The sequence below is a fragment of the Allobosea sp. 05T433 genome, from assembly GCF_056396065.1.
Genome location: NZ_JBFTKS010000010.1, coordinates 191,128 through 209,667, shown reverse-complemented (window position 1 = coordinate 209,667; position 18,540 = coordinate 191,128). Strand labels below are relative to the sequence as shown.

The following is an 18,540-nucleotide window of genomic DNA, read 5'->3' as shown; positions in this document are numbered from 1 at the left end:
AGTTCAGCCCGCCGGCAACAGATCCCGCAGCCTGAGCAGCGCGATCTTCTCCACCTGGACGAGCGCGGTCAGGAATTCCTGCTCCGGGGTGCTCTTCAGGCGCTCCTCGAAGGCAGCGACGATCTCATTCTTGGTGAGCCCCTTGACTGCGATGATGAAGGGGATGCCGAAGCGGGTCTTGTAGGCTTCGTTCAACGCAGTGAAGCGTGCGCGCTCGTCGCTGGTCAGCCGGTCGAGGCCGGCCGAGGCCTGTTCGATCGTCGACTCCGGAGTCAGTTCCTTGGCGGCGGCGAGCTTCCCGGCAAGATCGGGATGGGCGAGGAGAAGCGCGCGCTGCTGGTCGCGCGAACCGGAGCGCATCGCCTTCGCCATTGCCCTGTGCAGGCCTTCCGCGCTGTCCTCGCGGGCCGAGAGACCGGCGTCATAGCTGGTTTCGGCTACCCAGGGCGAGTGCTCCCAGACCCGGCCGAACACCTCGGCGAAAAGGGCTTTCGGGAGCTTTGATGGCTGGTAACCCCCGGCCGGCGGATGCTGCCTGATCCAGTGGCGGGCGATATCGAGCCGGGTCGCGACCCAGACGCGGTCATGGCTGCGGACATAATCGAGGAAACGGGCCAGCGCCGCGGCGCGGCCCGGACGGCCGACCAGCCGGCAATGCAGCCCGATCGACATCATCTTCGGCGCCTCGTCGCCCTCCGCGTAGAGGGTGTCGAAGGAATCCTTGAGATAGGTGAAGAATTGCTCGCCGGTGTTGAAGCCCTGCGGCGTGGCGAAGCGCATGTCGTTGGCGTCGAGCGTATAGGGGACCGTGAGCTGCGGGCCCTTCGGTCCGGTGATCCAGTAGGGCAGTTCGTCAGCGTAGGCGTCGGCGGTGTAGAGAAAGCCGCCTTCCTCCATCATCAGCGGCGTCGTGTTCTCGGATGAACGCCCCTGGTAGAAGCCGAGCGGTCTTTCGCCGGTGAGTGCGCGCTGGACACGAATCGCCTCATCGATATCGGCGCGCTCCTGCTCGGCGGGGAGGCTGCGATAGTCGATCCATTTCAGCCCATGGGTGGCGATTTCCCAGCCGGCCTCCTTCATCGATGTGACGATCTCGGGATAGCGCGCGAGCGCACTCGCAACGGCGAACACCGTCACCGGCAGGTGGCGTTCGGTGAACATGCGCCAAAGCCGCCAGTAGCCGGCACGCGAGCCGTATTCGTAGATCGACTCCATGTTCATGTGGCGCTGGCCGGGCCAGGGCGCGGCTCCGACGATCTCGGAGAGAAAGGCCTCCGAGGCCGCATCGCCATGCAGAATGCAGTTCTCGCCGCCTTCCTCGTAATTGATCACGAACTGCACGGCGATGCGGGCATTGCCCGGCCAATGCGGATGCGGGGCATTGCGGCCATAGCCGACGAGGTCGCGGGGGTAGGTCTGGTCGCTCATGGCTGATGCTCGCGAGGGTGATCTTGATTTGGCGGGAGGCGCCAGGATTGAGGCCGGGCGGCGATGTCTGGCCTTCTGTGTTGCATCGGCTTTACCGAAAGCCGCAATCCGGTTTTCGGGCCGATGCCTTAACTGCCGCGGTAGGTCGAGTAGCTCCAGGGCGAGGCCAGGAGTGGGACATGGTAGTGGCCTTCGGCGTCAGCGATGCCAAAGCGGATCGGCACGACATCGAGGAAAGCCGGCTCCGGCATGGTTGTGCCGAGTGAACGAAAATAGGCACCGAGCGCAAAGGTCAGTTCATAGGTGCCGGGCAGGACGGCCTCTCCGGTGAGCAAAGGCTGGTCGGTGCGTCCATCGGCATTGGTCGTGGTCTCGATGATGCGCTCGCGCTTGCCATCGGGCGTCAGGCGATCGAGTGCGAGCGTCAGACCTGCTGCGGGCCTGCCATTGACCGTGTCGAGCACATGCGTCGAGAGGCGTCCCATCCCATCCAATCCCTTGAAAATGCGCCGGCCGAGCCGCTGATGCTGTGTGCTGCTCGTGGCGAAGCTTGCGTTCGGAAAAAGGCCAACCCTAGTCTGGACGCATCATGAAGGTTCCATCCCGGATTCGGCCCTGTCAATCAATTGCGCGCCCTCGGGGAGTGGGGCTTTCCCATGCTTGACGCCTATCTGCTGGAATGGGGGGGCATGCTGCTGCGCTGGCTGCATGTGATCACGGCGATCGCCTGGATCGGCGCGTCCTTCTTCTTCATCCATCTCGACGCGTCCCTGCGGCCCGAGGCCGATATCCCGGCAGGTGAGGGAGGACGTGCCTGGCAGGTGCATGGCGGCGGTTTCTACGAGATGCGCAAATATCTGGTCGCCCCGCCGCGCATGCCGGAGGAGCTGACCTGGCATAAATGGCAGAGCTACTGGACCTGGATCTCGGGCTTCTTCCTGCTGGTCTGGGTCTATTACGCTCAGTCGGAACTCTATCTGATCGACCCGGCGGTCATGGCGCTATCGCCCTTCGCTGCGGGCGCGATCGGCATCGCCGCGCTGGCCCTGGGCTGGCTGTTCTATGACTGGCTCTGCAAGTCCCCGCTGGGCAAGAACGAGGTCGTGCTCGGCCTGCTCGGCTTCGGCTATGTCATTGCCGCATCCTACGCCTTCAGCCAGGTCTTCTCCGGGCGTGGCGCGCTGATCCATACCGGTGCGCTGATGGCGACGATCATGACCGCCAATGTCTTCTTCATCATCATGCCGAACCAGCGGAAGGTCATCGCCGCATTGACGGCCGGGGCGAAGCCCGATCCGAGACTCGGCAAGCAGGCCAAGCAACGCTCGACGCACAACAATTACATCACCCTGCCGGTGCTGTTCCTGATGCTGTCGAACCATTACCCCGTCACCTATGCGAATTCGGCGATCATTCCGGCCCTGGTGGCGCTGATCATCATCGCCGGCGCGCTGATCCGGCATTTTTACAATGTCCGCCATGCCGACCATGCGAAATCGCCATGGTGGACCTGGGCCGTTGCACTGGTTGCGCTCTGGCTTGCCTTCTGGTTGGCGATGGCATCGTCACCAGGCGGGCGCGAACGGCTCGGCCTGAAGGCTATCGAACCGGCCAGGCCGGCACTTCTGGCGGGAATGAACCTGCCGCCCGCCGAGGTGGCCAACATCGTGACCGGGCGCTGTGCCATGTGCCACGCGCCGGAGCCATCCTGGCCCGGCATCCAGATTGCGCCCAAGGGAATCTGGCTGCATGAGCCGGAGCGGATCGCCGTTCAGGCCCGCGCGATCCGGACACAGGCGGTGATGACCCATGCCATGCCGCCCAATAACCTGACCGGCATGACGGATGCAGAGCGGCGCACACTCGGAGCCTGGCTCGCCGCGCAGCGCTGAGGCTTCCGGGCTTTCGAAAGCGTTCAGCCTGTTTTCGACCGGCGCACGAAAATGTGAACCCATTCAGTTTCGGTTCACGTGGGCCTTGGCAAGGTCAGCAATACTGACTGGGCTGGAAGAAGGTTCCCACAACGGGGCCGTCCGTGCCGGGGGACCTTGGGGGTCCGGGTGAAGCGGTTTGAAGGGCAGGTCGCCGGCTATTGGCTGGCGGCCCTGGGATTTGTTTGTGCGTGGAGCATCCTGTGCTGGCCCTGGCTTTCGGGGGCGGTCACGATTCCCTTCGATGCCAAGGCGCATTTCCAGGCCCAGATTCAGTTTCTCGCCCAGGCCCTGCATAGCGGCCAGTCGCCATTCTGGACGCATAATGTCTTCGGCGGCTCGCCACAGGTTGCCGATCCGCAATCCCTTATCTTCTCGCCCGCCATCCTGCTCGCGCTGCTGACGCCATCGCCGAGCTTCCGGATGGTGGATGCCTACGTGCTGGCGCACCTGCTCGCCGGCGGGCTCGCCTTCCTGATGTTCTTCCGCGATCGCAGCTGGCACCCGGCGGGCGGCCTGCTTGCCGCTCTCGTCTTCGCCTTTGGCGCTTCGGCGGCCTGGCGTGTGCAGCATGTCGGTCAGATCGCGAGTCTCGCATTCTTTGCGATCGCCTTCTGGCTGACGGCGCGCATGCTTCAGCGCTCGTCGCTGCGCGCCGGCGCGCTCGCCGGCTTTGCCGCCGGCATGATGGTGCTGGAGCCCGACCAGGTGGCCCTACTGGGCGCCTATGTGCTGATCGGAATGGTCGTCGCGCATTGGTTCTCCGGCGGCTGGGCCGCCGTCCGCGCGAGCCTCGCACCGATTTCGGTCGCGAGCATCGCGGGACTAGCGACGATTCTGCTGCCGCTGATCTGGACCTGGCTTTTCGCCGAGGCGACGACTCGTCCCGAGGTCGATCTCATCGAAGCTGGGCGCGGCTCGCTGCATCCGGCCTCGCTGCTGACCGCCTTCGTGGCTGATCTTTTCGGCGCGCGCGATCCGGCCGTGGACTTCTGGGGCCCCTACAGCCCGGCCTGGGATGCCAAGGAGCTCTTCCTGTCGCAGAATATGGGGCAGGTCTATGTCGGGGCGCTGCCGCTGTTGCTCCTGATCGCGCCGGGCCTGAGCCGTGGCTGGCTCTGGGACAAGGCCATCCGGCCGCTGACGCTGCTCTTCGTCTTCATGGTTCTGTTTGCGCTCGGGCGCTACACGCCGCTGTTTCAGGCGGCTTACGAGTATTTGCCGGGCGTGAAGGTCTTCCGGCGCCCGGCCGACGCGACCTTCCTGATCGGCGCGCTTGGTGCGCTGCTCGCAGGATACGTGCTGCATCGCATTCTGAGCGAGGAGCGTCTCGGTTCACTGTATCGCGATCTCGGTTTTGCCGGAGTGGTCGTCGCTGCGCTCGTCGCCGCGGCCTTGTTCATCTCGAAGCGCGAGGGGCACCTTGCCGACGCCTGGTGGCCGAGCCTGTCGGCGGCCTTCTGGTTTGCGGGTGCGGGGCTGGTCCTGGTCGTGCTGACGCGCTGGCGCGGAGCGCTGGCGCCGCTCGCCAGCGTGCTCCTGGTCGCCGGCGTCGTCGGCGCGGATCTTGGCGTCAATAACGGCCCCAACGACTCGACTGCATTGTCGCCGCAGCTCTACGACGTGCTCCGTCAGGAGACGAAGAACGAGACCGTCCACATTCTCAAGCAACTGGTTGCCCAGCCGGCCGATTCGCCACGCCGCGACCGCGTCGAGTTGCTCGGCATGGGGTTCGAATGGCCGAATGTCGGGATGGTTCACGGCTTTGACCATACGCTCGGCTATAATCCGTTGCGGCTGGCCGATTTCTCGGATGCGGTCGGCACGCGGGACTCAATCGCTGCGCCGGACCAGCGCAAGTTTACACCGCTTTTTCCCTCCTATCGCTGCCGCCTCGCCGATCTCCTCGGCCTGCGCTACATCGCGACGCGGGTTCCGATCGGCCAGGTCGATCACGCGTTGAAATCCGATGATCTCAAGCTCGTCGCCTTCACGGGGGATGGCTACATCTACGAGAACCCACGGGCCTTGCCGCGCGCCATGTTCGTCGGTGGCTGGCAGCTTGCCGATTTCGACGGCATGAAATCTGCGGGCCAGTGGCCAGACATCGATCCGCAGCAGGTTGTGCTGCTCGATAGCGTGCCGCCGGATGCGGTGCCGGAAGGGCCGATTTCGGCGCAAGCCGAGGTCAAGCTGACGCGCTATCAGAACACCGAAGTCGAGATCACGGTCACGACGGACAGGCCTGGCTTCGTCCTGCTCAACGACATCTGGCATCCATGGTGGCGGGCGGAGCTCGACGGCGCGGACGTCGATATCCTGAGGGCGAATGTGCTGTTTCGCGCCGTGCAGGTGCCGGCGGGGACGCATACGGTGCGCTTCAGTTTCAAGCCGGTCGAGGGCGCCATCGCGGAGCTGCGCGATCGCGTCGAACCGATCGTGCCCGAGGAGGCGCCTTCGGCTGCCGAGCCGCGCGTGGCGGCGGGATCCGGCACGACGCCCAATCCACGTCTCTATGAAGACGGCGGCTGGTTCGAAAGCCGCGATCACGGCCAAGCGCCGCAGACTGCGACCCTGGTTCGCTAAATCATCGGACCGGATTTCGTATCCGGTCCGATGGTCTACCTTTCCGCGACTGGATCGGCTTTCCCGAAAGTCGCAATCCAGTTTTCGGGCCGATGCGTCAGATCGCCCCCCAAAGGAAAGGTCCGGCGACACGAACGCATCGCCGGACCCAAATTGCTCGAGGAGAAGCCTTGCGGGTTTCGCCTCGCCTAGCCCTCAGGCGACGCCGAGCTTCTTCTGCAGGCTGGTCGAGGAGGTGGTGTACTGGAAGGTCAACCGCTTCTCCGGATAGACATAACGGTGCACCTTCTGGGCGGCGAGTGCCGCCTCATGGAAGCCCGAGAGGATCAGCTTGAGCTTGCCGGGATAGGTGTTGATGTCGCCGATGGCGAAGATGCCCGGCACATTGGTCTCGAATTTCTCGGTGTCGACCGGGATCAGGTTCTCGTGCAGGTTCAACCCCCAGCTCGCGATCGGTCCGAGCTTCATCGTCAGCCCGAAGAACGGCAGCAGGGTATTGCAGGAGACCTCGAAGGCCTCATTGGCACTGTCGCGACAGATCGCGGCTTCCAGTGCGGTGCCGTCGCCCTTCAGGCCGGTGACCTGACCGATCCTCAGATCCATCCTACCGTCCGCGACCAGTGCCCGCATCTGCTCGACCGAATGCGGCGCAGCGCGGAAATCGTCGCGACGGTGCATCAGCGTCACTCGCTTGGCGAGGGGCTGCAGGTTCAGGGTCCAGTCGAGCGCGGAATCGCCGCCGCCGACGATCAGGATCTCGCGGTCGCGGAAGGCTTCCATCTTCCGGACGGCGTAGAAGACGCTGTTGCCCTCATAGGCCTCGATCCCCGGGATCGGCGGCTTCTTCGGCAGGAATGATCCGCCCCCGGCGGCAACGAGCACCGTCTTGGTGTTGAAGACGGTGCCGGCATCGGTGCGCACCCGGAAGCGCGGCGCCTCCGCCGTGCCGGTCGGCTCGAGCGACTCGATCATCTGGTTGAGATGGAAGGTCGGGCCGAAGGGTTTGACCTGCTCGATCAGATTGTCGACCAGGCCCTGTCCCGTGACCATCGGAAAACCGGGAATGTCATAGATCGGCTTTTCCGGATAAAGCTCGGCACATTGGCCGCCGACCTTCGGCAGGATGTCGACGAGATGGGCGCGGATATCGAGCAGACCGAGTTCGAACACCGCGAACAGGCCGCACGGACCCGCGCCGACGATCACGACGTCGGTTTCGATGACCTCGCTCTCAGCGACGTTCTCGTTGGCAATTTCGGCACTCATCGTGAATTCCCTCGGGGTGTTCCCTGCGGCCATGCGCGGGAGCCGATGCAGCAAATCCTGCTGCGATGCAATGAAAACCCCCGCCCAAGCGTAGGCGGTAGCCGGAAAAGAGAAGAATTTCCTGTTTCAGGCGCCCGTGTCAGCAACAAGGCCTATGCTTATAATCCCGGCGATGGCCGCTGCCTCGTCATTGTCCGAGGTGTCTCCCGAGATTCCGATTGCGCCAAGCAGCACGCCGGCCCCATCGCGCATGAGCACACCACCCGGGACCGGCACGAGCGATCCGCCGACCGCATGGGTTGCTGCTTCAATGAAATAGGGGCGGTCGAGCGCCATCTTGTGCAGGGCGCGCGACCCGAGGCCGAGCGCCACGGAGCCATGCGCCTTGCCGAATGCGATCTCGCCGCGCTTCAGGCTGGTGCCGTCCTGCGCCGCAAAGGCCTTCTGGGCCCCCCGCGCATCGATGATGGCGATCGCGAGCGGTTTAAACCCGGATTTCTCGGCATGGGCGAGCGTGTTGGCGAGGATGGTCTGGGCCTGGGCCAAGGTAAGCATGGGAAGGGCCTTCCGTTGAGGACGCGAGCTTCTTGCCAGCCCGCGGGCACGGAGGGAAGCTGCCGCAGCGCGCAAGCTGCCATGTCATGGTGAAACCTGCCGGCATATCGCCCCCTTTGCCGGCATCACGCAATTCAACTTGAACTTGCAGGGGCAAGCGGGCTTCATATCAGCCCCGACACTGGAGGATAAGCTATGGGTCTGTTCAGTTTCATCAAGGAAGCCGGTGCGAAGATCTTCGGTGGTTCGGCACAGGCGGCGACGCCCGACGCTCTGCAGAAGGAATTGGCCGGGCACGGGCTGCCCTCCGACGTCAATATCCAGATCGATGGCGACAAGGTGAAGGTGTCCGGCAAGGCGGTTTCTACCGAAGAGGCCGAGAAGATCATTCTTGCGCTCGGCAACACGACGGGCGTCGCGCAGGTCGAGTCCGAGCTGGCGGTCACGAAGGAAGCGCCCGCTGCCGTGTTCTACACGGTCAAGAAGGGCGATACGCTCTGGAAGATCGCCGAGGAGCATTACGGCAAGGGGCAGGGCGCGAAATACACCGAGATCGTCAAGGCCAATACGCCGCCGGTGAAGAATCCCGACCTAATCATGCCCGGCTGGGTGCTGCGTATTCCGCCCAAGGCCTGATCCGCTTTCGGGTTACTGAAGCAACGGCATGCGGGATGGCCCGCATGCCGCTCTGATGCTCGTCGAGACCGCGTCAATTTCAAGCGGACGGCTCTTGCGTCAGCCGCGCTTTGGCGCTCATCTGTCATACCAATAAGGCAGACAGGGCATTCCTTATGGGAATGGCCCGTCATGCTGTGCCTGAGCAGGCCTCTGGGGAGGGGATGAATGAGTTTTGATCGCCGCAAATTCCTGACGCTTGCCGGCTCGGCCGTTGCCGCGCCGGCCATGATGCGTGTCAGTCGCGCCAATGCCCAGGAGGTGACGCTGAAGATGCATCACTTCCTGCCGCCCGTCGCCAATGGCCATTCCAAGTTCCTGAAGCCCTGGGCCGACAAGGTCGCGGCTGAATCGAATGGCCGCATCAAGATCGACATCTTTCCGTCGATGCAGCTTGGCGGAACGCCGCCGCAGCTGTTCGACCAGGCTCGTGACGGTGTTGCCGATATCGTCTGGACGCTGCCCGGCAATACGCCTGGGCGGTTCACCGGCATCGAGGCCTTCGAGCTGCCCTTCGTCTCGAACAAGCGCGCCTTGGTCAATTCGCTGGCGCTGACGGACTACGCCGAGCAGAACCTCAAGGACGAGTTCAAGGACATCAAACCGATCTGCTTCTGGGCGCATGATCACGGGCTGATCCATGCCAACAAGCAGGTGAAGACGATGGAGGACCTGAAGGGTCTGAAACTGCGCTTCCCGACCCGGCTTGCCGGCGAAGCGCTGCGGGCGCTCGGTGCCAATGCGATCGGGATGCCGATCCCGCAGGTGCCGGAATCGCTGGCGCAGCGTGTCATCGATGGCTGCGTCGTGCCGTGGGAGGTCGTGCCGTCGATCAAGGTCCAGGAGCTGGTGAAGTATCACACCGAGATCCCGGGCTCGCCGACCTTCTATGTCGCGACCTTCATCCTGGCGATGAACCGCGCGAAATACGATTCGCTCGCGCCCGAGCTGAAGGCGGTTCTCGACAAGAACTCGGGGGCTGTTGCGGCTGCCATGGCCGGCAGGGTCTGGGACGAGCAGGCGGTCGTGGTGTCCGAAATGGTTCGCAAGCGCGGCAATACCATCACCATGCTCGACGAAGCCGAAGCGGCGCGCTGGCGCAAGACGACCGAGCCGGTGATCGACGGCTGGATCAAGGCCGCCAAGGACAAGGGGCTCGACGGCGCGAAGCTGCTGGAGAGCGCCAAGGCGGCGCTTGCCAAGCACGAGAAGGCGGCTTGACGGCGCATCATGGCGGTCAGCGGCCGGGAGGCAACGATGCCGGGCTTCGATGCTCTGGTGCGTGGGATCGCCATCGCGGGTGGCGTTCTGCTGATTGCGCTGGCGACCATGGTGGTCGTCAGCGTGACCTTGCGCAGCGACCTGATCGGCGCGGCCGGCGTCCCGGGTGATTTCGAGCTGGTGCAGATGGCGACGGCGATCGCCGCCTTCTGCTTTCTGCCCTATTGCCAGCTTCGGCGCGGCAACATCTTCGTCGACACCTTCACGCTGAAACTGCCGTTGCGCTGGCAAAGGGCAATCGATGCGCTCTGGGACATCGTCTATGCGCTGGTCATGGCGTTGATCGCCTGGCGACTCGCGGCCGGTGCGCTGGCGGCCTTCGCGAGCGGCGAGAACACGATGGTCCTGCAGCTGCCGAGCTATCTCCCGATCGCGCTCTGCGCCGTGCTGGCCGCGCTGGTTTCGCTGACCTCGTTCGTCAGCGCCAGCCGGCTGGTGAGGGCGCGCGCGTGAGCGGCTTTACCCTCGCCATCACGGGCTTCGTCGCGCTTCTCGCGCTGATGGTCGTCAGGTTGCCGATCGGGCTGGCGATGATGCTGGTTGGTGGCCTCGGCTACATCCAGCTCAACGGGCTGGAGCCGTTCCTCAACTACATCAAGACGACGCCCTATCAGATCTTCGCCAATTACACGCTGTCGGTGATTCCCCTCTTTGTGCTGATGGGGGCTTTCGCCGAGCGATCGGGCCTGGCATCCGACCTGTTCAAGGCCGCGTCGGCCTTTGTCGGCCATCGCCGTGGTGGGCTCGGGATGGCGATGATCGGGGCCTGCACGGGCTTCGGCGCGATTTGCGGGTCTTCGGTTGCGACGACGGCGACCTTCGCGCGCGCGGCGCTGCCGCAGCTGCGGCACTACCGTTACGACCCCGGCTTCGCCTGTGGTGTCACCGCCGTCGGCGGCACGCTCGGTATCCTGATCCCCCCCTCGGTGATCCTGGTCGTCTACGCGATTTCGACCGAGCAGAACATTGCCAAGCTGTTCAAGGCGGCCCTGATCCCGGGGCTGATGGCGGCCGCGATGTACTGCATCACCATCGCGCTCATGACCCGGCTCGACGCCACGCTTGGTCCGGCGCATGAGCGGATCGCCTGGCGCGACAGGCTTGGTCCGCTGCTCGGTGTCATCCCGGCGATGCTAGTCGCGCTGATCGTGGTCGGCGGCATCTATGGCGGGATCTTTACCCCGACAGAGGGGGCCTCGGTCGGGGCCTTTGTCATGTTGATGATCGGCGTGTTCCGGCGGACGCTGGGCCTGAAGGAGATCGGCGAGGCGATCCTGCAGACGGCCGAGACCTCGGCGATGATCTTTGCGATCCTGCTCGGAGCCGAGATCTTCAACGCCTTCCTGGCGCTGACCCAGGTGCCGACCGCTGCGGCCGAAATGATTGCGGCGTCGGGCTGGCAGCCTTATTCGGTCCTGGTCGGTCTGCTCGTCTTCTACATCGTGCTCGGCGGCGTCATGGACGAACTTGCCATGATCCTGCTGACGCTGCCGGTGTTCTTCCCGATCGTGACCGCGCTCGATTTCGGCATGCCTGTCGACGATATCGCGATCTGGTTCGGCATCCTCGTCCTGATCGTGGTCGGGATCGGGATGACCTGCCCGCCGATCGGCCTCAACGTCTTCGTCGTCGCTTCTCTGGCGCGTGATGTCCCGGTCACGCGGATCTATCGCGGGGTGCTGCCTTTCGTGCTCTCCGATATCATCCGGCTTGGCATCGTGGTGGCATTTCCAGCCCTCACGCTCTATCTGGTGAAGCTACTGGATTAGCCTGGACTGGATGGCAGCCGTGACCGTGAACGATCTCGATATCGACGACATCAAGGCCGGGCTTGCGGCTGATTCCATTCTGATCGTGGATGTGCGCGAGCCGCATGAATTCGCCGCCGGGCATATTCCCGGCTCGGTCTCGCGGCCGCTGTCCCAATTCAACCCCGCCGACCTGCCCAATCCGCCTGGAAAGCGCGTCGTGTTCTCCTGCGCGGCCGGCGTGCGCTCGCTGCGGGCTCTGGAATTCGCGCAGTCGGCCGGGCTCGATATCGACAGCCATTATCGCGGTGGCTTCAAGGACTGGGCGATGCACGGCCAGCCCGTCGAGTAATAGGACCGGGCCTTGCGCGTCATGCATCGCAGCTTTCTGCCTCCGGGGGGCTGACGCGACGCCGATCCTGCTCCAGTTTCCTAAGCGACGGTTTCGAGATTTTCGTACTTTCAAGGATGTAAGCCCATGCGCCCCATGAAGTTCGGAGTCGGCCAGCCCATTCGCCGGGTCGAGGATCACCGCCTGACTACCGGGACGGGGCGCTATACCGACGATATCGCCGTCGAGGGAGCGCTGCATGCCTTCGTGCTCCGCTCGCAATATGCTCATGCGAAGTTCACGATCCGGGACAAGGACACCGCCCGCAAGATGAAGGGCGTGAAGCTGATCCTGACCGGCGAGGATGTCGCGCATCTCGGCGACATCCCCTGCAAAGGCTTGATCACGACGGTTACGGGCGAACCGGTGGAGCCGAATCCGGTGCCGGTCTTGCCGACCGACACGGTGCGTCATGTCGGCGAGGCGGTCGCCTTCATCGTTGCCGAGACCCTGAGCCAGGCCCGCGACGCAGCCGAGGCGATCGATATCGCCTGGGAGGTCCTGCCCTCGATCACCGGTATCGCCGAAGCGCTCGCTCCAAAGGCACCGCAGGTCTGGCCGGGGCGTGAGGGCAATGTCGCGTTCGAGGCCGAACAGGGCAATGCGGAGAAGACGGAGAAGGCTTTCGCCAAGGCCGATCGCATCGTTTCCGTCACGATCGTCAACAACCGTCTCGCCTCCAACTACATGGAGACGCGCGCCTGCATCGCCGAATACGACAAGGATTCGAAACGCTGGACGCTGACGCTCGGCAGCCAGGGCAGCCATGGCACGCGCGATATCCTCGCCGGCTACATCCTGAAGGTCGACCCCTCGCGCATCCGCGTCATCACGCCCGATGTCGGCGGCGGCTTCGGCACCAAGATCTTCATGTATCGCGAATACCCCCTGACCATGGTGGCGGCCGAGAAGCTGAAACGCCCGGTGCGCTGGGTCGCGGACCGGACCGAGCATTTCCTCGCCGACACGCATGGCCGCGCCAATCTGACCACGGCTACGATGGCGCTCGACAAGCAGGGCCGGTTCATTGGCCTCAAGGTCGATCTCGCTGCGGAAATGGGCGCCTATCTCTCGCAGTACGGGCCTTTCATCCCCTGGGTCGGCACGACGATGACGCCGGGCTGCTACAATATCCCGGCCGTGCATGTGCGCTTCCGTGGGGTCTTCACCAACACCACGCCGGTCGATGCCTATCGCGGAGCCGGGCGTCCGGAGGCCGCCTACCTGATCGAGCGGCTGGTCGATGCCATCGCGCGCGAGACCGGCAAGACACCGGACGCTGTCAGAGCGCAGAACTTCGTCAGGCCGGCGGAGATGCCGCATTCGACCCAGACCGGGCCAGTCTATGATTCCGGTGAGTTCGAGGGGCATATGCGCCGCGCCATGGATGTCGCCGACTGGAAGGGCTTCAAGGCGCGTCTCAAGGCCTCGACCAAGGCCGGCAAGATCCGCGGCATCGGCATGGCCTGCTATATTGAGGCTTGCGGCGGCGGCGGCCCGGAGAGTTCAACCGTCATCCTCGAGAAGGACGGCACGGTGACCGTGCTGATCGGCACCCAGTCGAACGGGCAGGGGCACGAGACGGCCTACTCGCAGCTCGTCGCGCAGCATCTCGACATTCCGATGGACCGCATCCGCGTCGTTCAGGGCGATACCGACCGGGTCGAAACCGGATCCGGCACCGGCGGCTCGCGCTCCATTCCGGTTGGGGGCGCTGCGCTCGACAAGGCATCCTCGATCCTGACCGAGAACCTGAAGCAGCTCGCGTCCGAAAAGCTCGAGGCCGGTATCGGTGATCTCGAGATCGTCGATGGCGCGGTGCGGATCGTCGGCACCGACAAGGCGCTCGACCTCAAGGCTATTGCCGCCCTGCCTGGAGCGACGGCGGACAAGCTCAGGGTCCATCAGAGCTGGACGCCACCGGAAGCGACCTATCCGAATGGCACGCATATCTGCGAGCTGGAGGTTGATCCCGGTACCGGCGCGACCGAGATCGCCAACTATGTCGTGGTCGACGATTTTGGCGTGACTCTGAACCCGCTGATGCTCGAGGGCCAGGTCCATGGTGGTGCCGCCCAAGGCATTGGCCAGGCTCTGATGGAGGAAATCCGCTTCGATAGCTCCGGCCAGATGCTGACGGCGACGTTCATGGATTACGCTCTGCCGCGCGCGGTCGACGTTCCCAACTTCCATTTCGAGACCCGCAATGTCCGCTGCGTCACCAACGCGCTCGGTGTTAAGGGCGCCGGAGAGGCCGGGGCGATCGGGGCCTGCCCGGCGGTGATGAACGCGATGGTGGACGCGCTCGACCGTGCAGCCGGCATCCGGGCGATCGATATGCCCGCGACGCCGAAGAAGGTCTTCGGGGCATTGAGAGCTGCGGGCTATCAGCACTGACGCAGGCGTAAGCCCCTCTCGTTCCGACGTGATCACGGAAATGCGACTTGGCGTCGTGATGCGGATCGGCTGATCTGGAACGCTTCTAAGCGGCGCGCTCGACGCCGCGCTTTCCGGGAGGAGGCTTACGCATGATACGCACCGTACTCGTCGCTGCCGGCCTAGTTGTGACGCTCTCGACCGTGATTGCCCAATCGGATCCGATTGCCGAGCGTCGCAATACGATGAAGGGGGTCGGCGCCGCCACGCGCGATGGCGCGGCCATGGCCAAGGGCGAGGCTGCCTTTGACGCGACCAAGAGCGAGACGATCTTCAAGGTCTACGCGGCCGCCGCCAAGAAGATGCCGGGYCTTTTCCCTGATACGGCCAAGACGGGTGGCGAGAGCACGGCCGGACCCAAAATCTGGGAGGATCCAGCCGGCTTCAAGGCTGGGTTTGCCAAGCTCGATACGGAGGCCACCGTTGCGGCGGCGAGCTCCACCACGGACCTCGACAGCTTCCGTACCGCCTTTGGAACGGTGACCAAGAACTGTGCCGCCTGCCACGAGGTCTATCGCATCAAGAAATAGGTTTCTCTGGGCCACTGCGGTGGTGCCGCCTTGTCGAACATGAGGTGAGGGGCGGGGTCCATATTGGAGCCCGCCCTTTTGTCTTTGCCCTGCACTACGGCCGTTCCAAACTCCCGCAACGTTCGTGGCGGCCGCCTGTCCGCGGCAGCGACAGGTAGATTTGCTTAAATTCCGGTGCGTTCACGAAAATGCGACTTGGCGCTGTCATGCGAATGAGCTGATCTGGAAGGGTTCTAAGCGGTGCCTGTCAGGCGCCGCATCTCCCCGAAAAGGATAGTCGCGCATGATCCGTACCGTAGTCGTTGCTGCTGGCCTCATTCTCGGCCTTTCGGCCGTCGTCGCGCAGTCTGACCCTATCGCCCAGCGCCGCGATGCGATGAAGGCCGTTGGCGCGGCAACGCGCGAGGGCGCGGCCATCGCCAAGGGCGAGGCAGCTTTCGATTCCGCCAAGGTCCAGAATATCTTCAAGGTCTATGCAGACGCGGCCAAGAAGCTGCCTGCCCTGTTCCCGGAGACGGCCAAGACCGGCGGCGAGACCACTGCCGCGCCAAAGATCTGGGAGGATCAGGCTGGCTTCAAGATCGCTCTCGCCAAGTTCGAGACCGAGGCCATGGCCGGTGCTGCCGCTGCCAAGGACCTTGACGGTTTCCGCGCGGCCTTTGGCGCCGCGACCAAGAATTGTGGCTCCTGCCACGAGGTCTACCGCATCAAGAAGTAAGCTCGGCTGCGCCGCGCGGTTGCGTCGTGCGGTCGAACATGGGTTGATGGGCGGGCTCCACCATGGGCCCGCCCATTCTCGTCAGACCTGCGCTTCGAACTTTTGGAATCCTCGGAGCGTTGAGGCACCAGCAAACCGGGAAACGCTTGATGCGCCGCCTATTTCTCACGCTCGGCATTTTCATCCTGTTGGGACTAGCCGGCTTCTATGTTCTCACCGATCCGCGCGTCGTTTCGCCCGCGCCCGAGATCGGCACTCTGCCGCCGCCGGATGTCGAGAATGGCAAACTGCTCTTTGCGGCGGGAGGCTGCTCTTCATGCCATGCAACGCCCGGTCAGGATGACAAGCTCCGGCTTGGCGGCGGGCTTGCCTTGCCCTCGCCCTTCGGCACGTTTCACGCTCCCAATATCTCACCGCACACGCGGGACGGAATCGGCAATTGGGGCGTGAAGGATTTCGTCGATGCGATGGCGACCGGTGTCTCGCCGTCGGGACAGCATTACTATCCGTCGTTTCCCTACACCTCCTATCGGCTGATGCCACCCAAGGCCCTGGCCGATCTCTTCGCCTACCTGCGCACGCTGCCCTCGGTCGAAGGACGTGCGCCGGGGCACGATCTGCCTTTCCCCTTCAACATCCGCCGCGCGGTCGGGGGCTGGAAGCTGCTGTTCTTCGACGGTACGCCGTTCCGGCCGGACCCGACGAAGAGCGAGGAGTGGAACCGGGGCGCCTATCTGGTGCAGGGGCCGGGCCATTGCGCCGAATGCCATTCCAATCGCAATGCGCTGGGCGCGATCATTCCGGCGACACGCTTCGCCGGTGGCCCAGACCCGGAGGGCAAGGGCTTCGTGCCGAACATCACGCAGCATGCGGACGGGCTGGCGAACTGGTCGAAGTCGGAGATCGCCGAGATGCTCAAGACCGGCTTTACTCCGAGCTTCGACAGCGTCGGCGGCAGCATGGCGGCGGTGGTGCGCAACACCGCACAGCTGTCAGATGCCGATCGGATGGCGATGGCGGAGTTCATCAAGTCGCTGCCGGCGATCGCCGGCCCGCCGCGGCCCAAGAAGGCCGAGTGAGCCGCATTGGCGCGTTGGCGGTTACGCTCGCACTGTCATCCCGGTCTGCCTTTGGCCGCCCGGGATGATCCAACCTTCTGCGTTTGGATCGGCCTTCGCGAGACCGCAATCCACTCTTCAGGCCGGTGCTTTAGCGTCTACTCCATCACCGCCGCTTTGAGGATGCAGACCATCAGCGCCGAACCGGGCTGGTCGCCGACGCAGCGGACGATATGGCGGCGGTCGCAGCGGTAGCGCAGCGTCTCGCCCGCCTTGGCGCGCTGGATCACGTCCCCGACCTCGACCTCGAACTCGCCGGAGGTCACGGAGAGCGACTCGATCGAGCCGCGCTGATGACCTTCGGAATCGAGCTCGCCGCCGGGCTCGGCCTGTACGTCGTACCATTGCAGCCATTCGACCGTCTTGATCCACCCGATGATGGCGAGCCTGAGCTTGCCGTCTTCTGAGACCAGAATCGGCGTATCGGCGCGGGTGGTCTTGTCGATGAAGGCTTCCTCTTCGCCGCTCGACAGCACGCGCTCGATCGAGATGTCGAGGGCCTGCGAGAGCCGCCAGATCGTCGCCAGTGTCGGGTTGGTTTCGTTGCGCTCGATCTGGCTGATGATCGACTTGGCAACGCCCGACTGCTCCGCGAGCTCGGAAAGCGAGAGATTATAGGCCTTGCGCAGGCGCTGGATCGTCTTGCCGAGCTGGCCCGAGATGACCTGGGCTCCGGATTCGAGCTCGCGCCCGCCACGTTCCTTGGTCTCGATACCCATCCTGATACCTGTCACACGAATGCTGATCGTTTGCGGAAGCGAACAAACGTTTGTCTAACCGGACAATGCCTGTTCCAGTTGGAAGGAGCAAGCTGGAGAGGGGCGGGCGACGGCCGAGGGCGGCTTCGTCGGGGCGCCTTTCACACAATTCTGCCCGTGTTCTCAGGTCGCCCGCGTCGGGCCGACCTCGCGCGTCTCCCGCTTGAGCAGACCGAGCTGCTTCTCGCGCAGGATCACATAGATGCCGGATGCGATGACGATGGCTGCGCCGATGAGCACGGCTGAAGCCGGCCAGTCGCCGAAGACGAACCAGCCGATCGTAACGGCCCAGAGCATCGTCGAGTATTCGAACGGCGCGATCAGCGAAGCGTCGCCGTAGCGATAGGCCTGGACCAGGAAAATCTGGCCGAGCCCGCCAAGAATGCCGATCGCGACCATGAGTGCGGCGTCCTGAAGATCGGGCATGCGCCAGCCGAGCAGGATGGTGAAGAGGCCGAGCGTCGTCGTCATCAGCGTGAAATAGAAGACGATCGCGCCGGTGCGCTCCGTCATGGTCAATTGCCGCACCTCGATCGAGGCAAAAGCCGAGCAGCAGGCGCCGGCAAGGCCGAAGGCCGCGCCGATTGCCGGTGCATTGCTGCCAGCGATCTGGAAACTGCCCAGATGCGGGGACAGCATGATCAGGACGCCGATGAAGCCGATCGTCACCGCGCTCCAGCGATAGATGCGGACACGCTCCTTCAGCACCAGAGCTGCAAGCACGACGACTGCGAGCGGCGCGGCATAGCCGAGCGCGACCGCGTCCGGGAGCGGCAGAAAGCTCAAGGCTACGAAGCCGCAGAACATGCCGGTCGAACCGATCACCCCCCGCTTGAAATGGCCGCGCAGATTCTTGGTCTTCAGGGCAGCAGGAATTTCGCCGCGCCAGCCGAGCCAGAGCAGCAGCGGGATCAGCGCGAAGAAGGACCGGACGAAGACGAGTTCCCCTGTCGGATAACGGGCCGCGATCGCCTTGATGCCAGCCGACATCAGGGTGAAGGACAAAGCCGAGATCAGCTTGAGCGTGATGCCGAGGAGAGGAGACAACGGTGCTGCGCGTACGTGTCGGGGGAGAGAGTCTTATAAAAGACTTGTCCCTCTAGATCACGTTCGCGCGTC

At 64.1% G+C, this 18,540-nt stretch carries 17 protein-coding genes; 11 read left to right on the top strand and 6 right to left on the bottom strand.

Annotated elements, in window-relative coordinates:
- Positions 1-3 precede the first annotated feature (3 nt).
- Both puuE and uraH read right to left on the bottom strand, forming a co-directional pair.
- The gene (gene puuE / locus AC1DGP_RS16430; protein ID WP_441506270.1) at positions 4-1,428 is read right to left on the bottom strand and encodes an allantoinase PuuE; all 1,425 of its coding nucleotides are present in this window, start codon (positions 1,426-1,428) and stop codon (positions 4-6) included.
- Positions 1,429-1,556: 128 nt separating this feature from the next.
- On the bottom strand, positions 1,557-1,913 hold the full coding sequence (uraH, locus tag AC1DGP_RS16425; protein WP_441491541.1) for a hydroxyisourate hydrolase: 357 nt from the start codon (positions 1,911-1,913) through the stop codon (positions 1,557-1,559).
- Between the two features lie 171 nt (positions 1,914-2,084).
- On the opposite strand from uraH, the gene AC1DGP_RS16420 reads away from it, so the two are divergent.
- The gene (locus AC1DGP_RS16420; protein ID WP_476769351.1) at positions 2,085-3,320 is read left to right on the top strand and encodes a urate hydroxylase PuuD; all 1,236 of its coding nucleotides are present in this window, start codon (positions 2,085-2,087) and stop codon (positions 3,318-3,320) included.
- Positions 3,321-3,488: 168 nt separating this feature from the next.
- Complete coding sequence (locus AC1DGP_RS16415) at positions 3,489-5,945, top strand: hypothetical protein (protein ID WP_476769350.1); 2,457 nt, start codon at positions 3,489-3,491, stop codon at positions 5,943-5,945.
- 195 nt (positions 5,946-6,140) lie between these two features.
- Here AC1DGP_RS16415 and AC1DGP_RS16410 read toward each other — a convergent pair whose 3' ends face one another.
- Together AC1DGP_RS16410 and AC1DGP_RS16405 are read right to left on the bottom strand one after the other, a co-directional pair.
- The gene (locus AC1DGP_RS16410; RefSeq protein WP_441506267.1) at positions 6,141-7,211 is read right to left on the bottom strand and encodes an NAD(P)/FAD-dependent oxidoreductase; all 1,071 of its coding nucleotides are present in this window, start codon (positions 7,209-7,211) and stop codon (positions 6,141-6,143) included.
- Positions 7,212-7,337: 126 nt separating this feature from the next.
- A complete protein-coding gene (locus AC1DGP_RS16405; protein ID WP_441506266.1) occupies positions 7,338-7,766 on the bottom strand; it encodes a GlcG/HbpS family heme-binding protein in 429 nt (142 codons plus the stop codon).
- A gap of 195 nt (positions 7,767-7,961) precedes the next feature.
- On the opposite strand from AC1DGP_RS16405, the gene lysM reads away from it, so the two are divergent.
- The 9 genes from lysM (at position 7,962) to AC1DGP_RS16360 (ending at position 16,624) form a co-directional block, all read left to right on the top strand.
- On the top strand, positions 7,962-8,402 hold the full coding sequence (lysM, locus tag AC1DGP_RS16400) for a peptidoglycan-binding protein LysM (protein ID WP_043237577.1): 441 nt from the start codon (positions 7,962-7,964) through the stop codon (positions 8,400-8,402).
- A gap of 207 nt (positions 8,403-8,609) precedes the next feature.
- Positions 8,610-9,662: a TRAP transporter substrate-binding protein gene (locus AC1DGP_RS16395; RefSeq protein WP_476832318.1), complete on the top strand. Its 1,053-nt coding sequence runs from the start codon at positions 8,610-8,612 to the stop codon at positions 9,660-9,662.
- 36 nt (positions 9,663-9,698) lie between these two features.
- Positions 9,699-10,175 carry a TRAP transporter small permease gene (locus AC1DGP_RS16390; protein WP_441506264.1) on the top strand — a complete coding sequence of 159 codons (477 nt, stop codon included), beginning with the start codon at positions 9,699-9,701 and terminating at the stop codon, positions 10,173-10,175.
- Positions 10,172-11,491, top strand: coding sequence for a TRAP transporter large permease (locus AC1DGP_RS16385; protein ID WP_441506263.1), 1,320 nt, complete (start codon positions 10,172-10,174; stop codon positions 11,489-11,491). The genes AC1DGP_RS16390 and AC1DGP_RS16385 overlap by 4 nt, the downstream gene beginning before the upstream one ends.
- 10 nt (positions 11,492-11,501) lie before the next feature.
- The gene (locus AC1DGP_RS16380) at positions 11,502-11,822 is read left to right on the top strand and encodes a rhodanese-like domain-containing protein (RefSeq protein ID WP_441506262.1); all 321 of its coding nucleotides are present in this window, start codon (positions 11,502-11,504) and stop codon (positions 11,820-11,822) included.
- 126 nt (positions 11,823-11,948) lie between these two features.
- Positions 11,949-14,258 carry a xanthine dehydrogenase family protein molybdopterin-binding subunit gene (locus AC1DGP_RS16375; RefSeq protein ID WP_476775872.1) on the top strand — a complete coding sequence of 770 codons (2,310 nt, stop codon included), beginning with the start codon at positions 11,949-11,951 and terminating at the stop codon, positions 14,256-14,258.
- 131 nt (positions 14,259-14,389) lie between these two features.
- Complete coding sequence (locus AC1DGP_RS16370; protein ID WP_441491531.1) at positions 14,390-14,827, top strand: c-type cytochrome; 438 nt, start codon at positions 14,390-14,392, stop codon at positions 14,825-14,827.
- 283 nt (positions 14,828-15,110) lie between these two features.
- Positions 15,111-15,545, top strand: coding sequence for a c-type cytochrome (locus AC1DGP_RS16365; protein ID WP_476769124.1), 435 nt, complete (start codon positions 15,111-15,113; stop codon positions 15,543-15,545).
- A gap of 149 nt (positions 15,546-15,694) precedes the next feature.
- Positions 15,695-16,624: a c-type cytochrome gene (locus AC1DGP_RS16360; protein WP_476832317.1), complete on the top strand. Its 930-nt coding sequence runs from the start codon at positions 15,695-15,697 to the stop codon at positions 16,622-16,624.
- 137 nt (positions 16,625-16,761) lie between these two features.
- Here the strand turns inward: AC1DGP_RS16360 and AC1DGP_RS16355 are convergent, their stop codons facing one another.
- The gene (locus tag AC1DGP_RS16355) at positions 16,762-17,382 is read right to left on the bottom strand and encodes a helix-turn-helix domain-containing protein (protein WP_043237595.1); all 621 of its coding nucleotides are present in this window, start codon (positions 17,380-17,382) and stop codon (positions 16,762-16,764) included.
- Between the two features lie 162 nt (positions 17,383-17,544).
- Positions 17,545-18,468: a DMT family transporter gene (locus AC1DGP_RS16350; RefSeq protein ID WP_441506259.1), complete on the bottom strand. Its 924-nt coding sequence runs from the start codon at positions 18,466-18,468 to the stop codon at positions 17,545-17,547.
- Positions 18,469-18,540 lie beyond the last annotated feature (72 nt).

What these genes read in the sequence shown, in the direction of transcription:
- puuE (WP_441506270.1), bottom strand. Translation starts at nt 1,428, where the DNA reads ATGAGCGACCAGACCTACCCCCGCGACCTCGTCGGCTATGGCCGCAAT.
- uraH (WP_441491541.1), bottom strand. Translation starts at nt 1,913, where the DNA reads ATGGGACGCCTCTCGACGCATGTGCTCGACACGGTCAATGGCAGGCCC.
- AC1DGP_RS16420 (WP_476769351.1), top strand. Translation starts at nt 2,085, where the DNA reads ATGCTTGACGCCTATCTGCTGGAATGGGGGGGCATGCTGCTGCGCTGG.
- AC1DGP_RS16410 (WP_441506267.1), bottom strand. Translation starts at nt 7,211, where the DNA reads ATGAGTGCCGAAATTGCCAACGAGAACGTCGCTGAGAGCGAGGTCATC.
- AC1DGP_RS16405 (WP_441506266.1), bottom strand. Translation starts at nt 7,766, where the DNA reads ATGCTTACCTTGGCCCAGGCCCAGACCATCCTCGCCAACACGCTCGCC.
- lysM (WP_043237577.1), top strand. Translation starts at nt 7,962, where the DNA reads ATGGGTCTGTTCAGTTTCATCAAGGAAGCCGGTGCGAAGATCTTCGGT.
- AC1DGP_RS16395 (WP_476832318.1), top strand. Translation starts at nt 8,610, where the DNA reads ATGAGTTTTGATCGCCGCAAATTCCTGACGCTTGCCGGCTCGGCCGTT.
- AC1DGP_RS16390 (WP_441506264.1), top strand. Translation starts at nt 9,699, where the DNA reads ATGCCGGGCTTCGATGCTCTGGTGCGTGGGATCGCCATCGCGGGTGGC.
- AC1DGP_RS16380 (WP_441506262.1), top strand. Translation starts at nt 11,502, where the DNA reads ATGGCAGCCGTGACCGTGAACGATCTCGATATCGACGACATCAAGGCC.
- AC1DGP_RS16375 (WP_476775872.1), top strand. Translation starts at nt 11,949, where the DNA reads ATGCGCCCCATGAAGTTCGGAGTCGGCCAGCCCATTCGCCGGGTCGAG.
- AC1DGP_RS16365 (WP_476769124.1), top strand. Translation starts at nt 15,111, where the DNA reads ATGATCCGTACCGTAGTCGTTGCTGCTGGCCTCATTCTCGGCCTTTCG.
- AC1DGP_RS16360 (WP_476832317.1), top strand. Translation starts at nt 15,695, where the DNA reads ATGCGCCGCCTATTTCTCACGCTCGGCATTTTCATCCTGTTGGGACTA.
- AC1DGP_RS16355 (WP_043237595.1), bottom strand. Translation starts at nt 17,382, where the DNA reads ATGGGTATCGAGACCAAGGAACGTGGCGGGCGCGAGCTCGAATCCGGA.